Annotated in this window: 4 protein-coding genes; 1 reads left to right on the top strand and 3 read right to left on the bottom strand. The window is 29.3% G+C overall.

Annotation, left to right across the window (positions count from 1 at the left end):
- Positions 1 to 1,420 (top strand): hypothetical protein (locus M0R36_11035; GenBank protein MCK9556324.1); only part of this gene is annotated, 1,420 nt, incomplete at its 5' end.
- A gap of 126 nt (positions 1,421 to 1,546) precedes the next feature.
- Here the strand turns inward: M0R36_11035 and M0R36_11030 are convergent.
- From M0R36_11030 to M0R36_11020, 3 genes are all read right to left on the bottom strand, one after another.
- Complete coding sequence (locus M0R36_11030; GenBank protein ID MCK9556323.1) at positions 1,547 to 2,635, bottom strand: hypothetical protein; 1,089 nt, start codon at positions 2,633 to 2,635, stop codon at positions 1,547 to 1,549.
- 10 nt (positions 2,636 to 2,645) lie between these two features.
- On the bottom strand, positions 2,646 to 3,965 hold the full coding sequence (locus M0R36_11025) for a hypothetical protein (protein ID MCK9556322.1): 1,320 nt from the start codon (positions 3,963 to 3,965) through the stop codon (positions 2,646 to 2,648).
- A 12-nt stretch (positions 3,966 to 3,977) separates the two neighbouring features.
- Positions 3,978 to 4,721 (bottom strand): hypothetical protein (locus tag M0R36_11020; GenBank protein MCK9556321.1); only part of this gene is annotated, 744 nt, incomplete at its 5' end.

Below are 4,721 nucleotides of genomic sequence, written 5' to 3'. Positions count from 1 at the left end.
TATTTCTAGATTTGGTTTAGCCGTAGATCAGGATTTTACCAAAGTTATGGTGGTTGGTGGATTTAATAAAAATAATACTTTTGCTGAGACCCATATATATAATATCATAACAAATGTTTGGGTATCATACCCATTAGACATACAATCTCGTGGGAGTAATTTTACAGTCCATGAACCTTCTGGGAATTTTGTAAATCTTGGAGGACTCGATTGGGCAGTTGGTGCTGATTTAACTCCCATTATTACTTTATTTAACCACTTCACTTTACCTGCTCCAATGAGTGCTGATATTCAAGTTTACTTGCAATACATTAATCTAATAAAAATGTATGCTGTTCCTGTTTTCAAACAGACATCATTTAGTTTATCACTATTTAACTGGAATAATTTAGATGTCAATTTGCATGTGCAACCAATTATAGATTCTTCATTTCCAAACGTATTTCATTTGAACCACAATATATTCTGTTTACAACCACTTTTAGTTAAATTAGATGGAATGGGAAATCAAATTGGATTAGAAGTTTCTGATGATGTTTATATTAAACAAATAATTGTCAGAGATCCACAATTTGCTTTGATGCCGGATACATTCTTATATACTCCAGATGATTCTACAAATATAACCCAACGAGAATCAAGAGATAAAAAATTAAAAAGACAGATTGAAGTTTTTAGATTGCTCGGAGAAAATATAGCAGTTGATGAAGCTCATAATAAAACATTATTACAAGCAATAAATCCGGAATTATATGATTTTGTTATGGATACATTATCTGCTTCAACTTCAGTTTATGATGATGCTATATTTGCATTTTTATATTTATTTGATGTGGTATCAAGATTTTATAATATCAATAGTGCATTCAGAATGTTAAGATTGGATACGTTAAACAAAGGAATAAATGAAGTCGTGAATTTTTTCAAACCAATTCATAGCAGATATCTTGGAGTGGGTTGGTTTGGTTTGGATTTTTCAGATCCCGTTGGTGAAAGATTGGCTGTTGATGATTATCTAAGAAGAGTTGCTATAAGCAACCACAATGAATTTTATAGTATTGATGATTTGATGCTGAGGCAAGCTGTTATACCAACAAATGAAATCATCCAGTGGTCATATAATTATGATGAACTTCCAGAAAATTCTCATGATGAATACACGATATATGAAAATCTTGACATGCTTTATAGACAGGGATTTACACTTGCTGATTATATCCAATGGTCTTATGATTATGATGACTCTGAAAATGTACACGACGAATATACAGTATATGAAAATTTAGTTCCATATTTAAGACAGGAATTGACTTTAAATGAAAAAACCCAGTGGTCATATTTATATGATGAATTACCAGAGAATTTACACGATGAGCATACTATATATGAAAATCTTGAAATAACTCAAAATATTGTTTAGTTAATAAAACTAAATATATTTATCCTATGGATTCTCCCGAAAGGGTTGGGATCTAACAATATGAACATGAAAAAAGGGTGATGAAATTTAAATTTCATCACCCATAAATTGCCCGTTAGAAATTAATTATCTTAAACTATTACACATAGTATAATACAAAAATAGAGCTAAACATATTCTAATTTTTTGCTTATAAGGACTGCTTATTTTAATATATAGTCTTGCTAGTTCTGAATTTTGTTTCATAAGTCTCTGTATAAATTCTTCAATTTTTTCTTTCAAAGATTTTTTATCAATTGTATATCTAGTTGACATTCTTTTCAATAATGATATAAAAAAATCCGTCTTAATAAAATCATCTGAGGATGAATTGTTTATAATTATATATAGCAATGGTTTTAAAACATCTTCTGAAATATGCATCGTTTCTTTAATAAATGGTTCAACATATGTCGGTCTAAATGCAACTTTATTACAAACATTTTTTAAAACATTTGCATCATATTTTTTGTAAATTAAGAAATTATTTATTGTATTATCTACCATCTGATCAATGCGTGTGTCGATTAAAAATTCTCTATCCTGCAATGAAACTATTTTAATTTTTCCAGATTTAATATCATAGAACTTTCTTGCTAGTGCTTTCATGCTCTGTTCCCAGCGTGTCCTAAAATCATATATCATTCTATACATGGCTGTGGATGTTTTGTCCTTTGGAACTAAACCTTTATATCTTTCAAATAAAACATCTGTTAAATAATAAAATGATTGTTGTATGGATTCCTTCTGATTAAATAAATGTTGTTTGGGCAGATTTTCAAGTGCCAGTTGATACGCGCCAGCATCACAATATTTAAAATATTTTTTTATTAATGAATAGTGCATTCTAATGTTAAGAAGTGTATAGAGACCCCTAGCAATATCGTATAATTTCAATTCAAGAGAAAATTTTAATAATATTGCCATGGATTTCGTGTATGGGTCTGCAAGTATTTTATAAATCGGCCAATCTTTATATACTGCTGGCATAAGATCTGATATTTCACTAAAACTTGTATCTAAATATTGCTGAAATAATCTGTTCATTGTTGGAATGGTTATAAGTATTTTGCATGAATTAAATCCTATCCAATAGTTAGATGTGCTAGTTATTAAAAATTTATTTATTTCGTGTTTATTTTTATTCAGATTTGCAATTAGTGTTTCTTTATCCATTTTTTCCACCTTATCCTATTCTAACATCAATATAAATATCGTCTTCATTAAACCAAATATATTCTGGCACATAGGATACCAAATGATCATAATCCAAATCTTCCATTTTATAATTAAATAAAATATCTATTTCTGGTTTCAGTAACTTTACATAAACTACGCCTTCGATTTGTTGTAAAATAGAAATAATTTCTGATCTATAAATAGGTTTATCTAATCCAAATCTGTTTGAAAAATAATTTAATAACGCTATTTTAGCTTTATCAATATATGTTAAATATCCATCCTTAGTATACATTATTGCTTCAATTTTTATTGGTAAATCAAAATTTGGTCTAAACCATTTGTATCCATCATAAAAATATTTTAAACTATCAAACTCATTGAAAATTATTGAGGAGATAGATAAGTAATCAAATCTCCAAGTTTCAGGTACTGTTGATAAACACAGTGCAATAGCTCCTTCTTTCCCATAAAATGGATCAGCTGGATTTGTGACTGGTCCTTTAATGGCAAACTGATCACCAGCTAAAAATCCAAGAGGCACATCAGTTCTATCAACAACAAGTTTTTTAACAGTTACATTTTCTGGGTTAAAATATATATTGCTCAATATTCCCTTTGTCTTTGGCATTTTATAATTGATAAATGTATTCATCATTCTCATAGAGGTTGAATCATAAAGTGTTATCATTTTTTGCAATACTTCTTTTTCAAATAATTTTTTATCATCAGCACTTAATGAATCAAACCAATCTTTTTCTATTCCAGGAACATCCAATAAATCTCTAACTGGAGGAGGTCCGGATGCAGTTTCAACTAATTGACTCTGTGTATAATTAAAAAGATTATATTTGATTATCGATGATGTTTTATATCTGGCATGTATAGTGGAACTTTTAAGAAGATTTATAGTTATTTCTAAATCCCCGTAAGGAATTCCGGCATGACTAAAATCGAATGTAAAATATCCACTGTCTGCTGTCAAAGGAGTTGGGGCTATATATCCCATCCAAGAAAAATTTCTTCCTCTCATGGAAACTAATGCTTCAACCCCAGTTAAATCGTATGTGGATTCTTTTGTATAATCAATTTTAAATGTAAATAAATGCAATGTATAATCGGATGACACATTTACCTTAGAAATAAATATTGGGTGTGTATCAACATCGGAAAATTCTACATTATAATCTAAATCTAAATCTCTGGCAATATAATAATATTCACCAAGCATTTTAGCATAATACACATGTATCTCATAGGGAATATACCAATTTATCCCCTCATATGCTCTAACAGTATATGGATAAATAATTACATCTGGCGGCATTATTATATCTCCTTATATTCCTGGAATTGTAAAAGAAGTCATCGGAACAATTCCATCTTTAAATGTTAAAACACCATAGGTATTTATTTCATTTACTTTTAAATCTGATCTTTTAAGATATGAAATTGAATCCACAAACGGAATGTCTGTTATTGCACTGAGTTGTTTAAAATCATCAGCACTGACCAATCTATTTAAAGACTGAAGACTTGCAATTGCGTTCTTTTTAATATCAGAATTCTCTTCCATATCCGACCCACCATATCCAATGGATGGGTTCGTCACATTGAAAGAAACTTCCTGCATTATTCCAGAAAGAGTATCTGATATTTGAATTCTATCTTTTTTGGAAACACTTCCAGTTATAACATTTCCTTTGGATCCATTGGACATGAATGTTCTTACTTTAATTATATCTCCTGGGGATGGTTGTTTACCAAATAAACCATTCCCAAAAATAATTATAAATTTATCTTTAAATACTTTTAAAATATATTTTTTATCTGTCATTTCCATTCCAATGCTATTCAATGATTTTTCCCATAGTGTATCATTGACGTATAATTCCACATCGGTTAACATTGAATTCACATTTATTGGCTGTTCAATAGTATAAAACTGGAATGGCATAATGTCATCACTGACAGTATATTCATAATTAATAGTTTCTATTTGATCAAAATTCACAATGAAGGATAAAGTTCCAGTCACTGCATTATAATCGTAAGGCAATAATGATGTTCCAGTTGGAGTCTC

Source organism: bacterium (assembly GCA_023228325.1).
Lineage (GTDB): Bacteria > Auribacterota > UBA6266 > UBA6266 > UBA6266 > UBA6266.
This window is presented reverse-complemented; position numbering and strand designations above follow the sequence as displayed.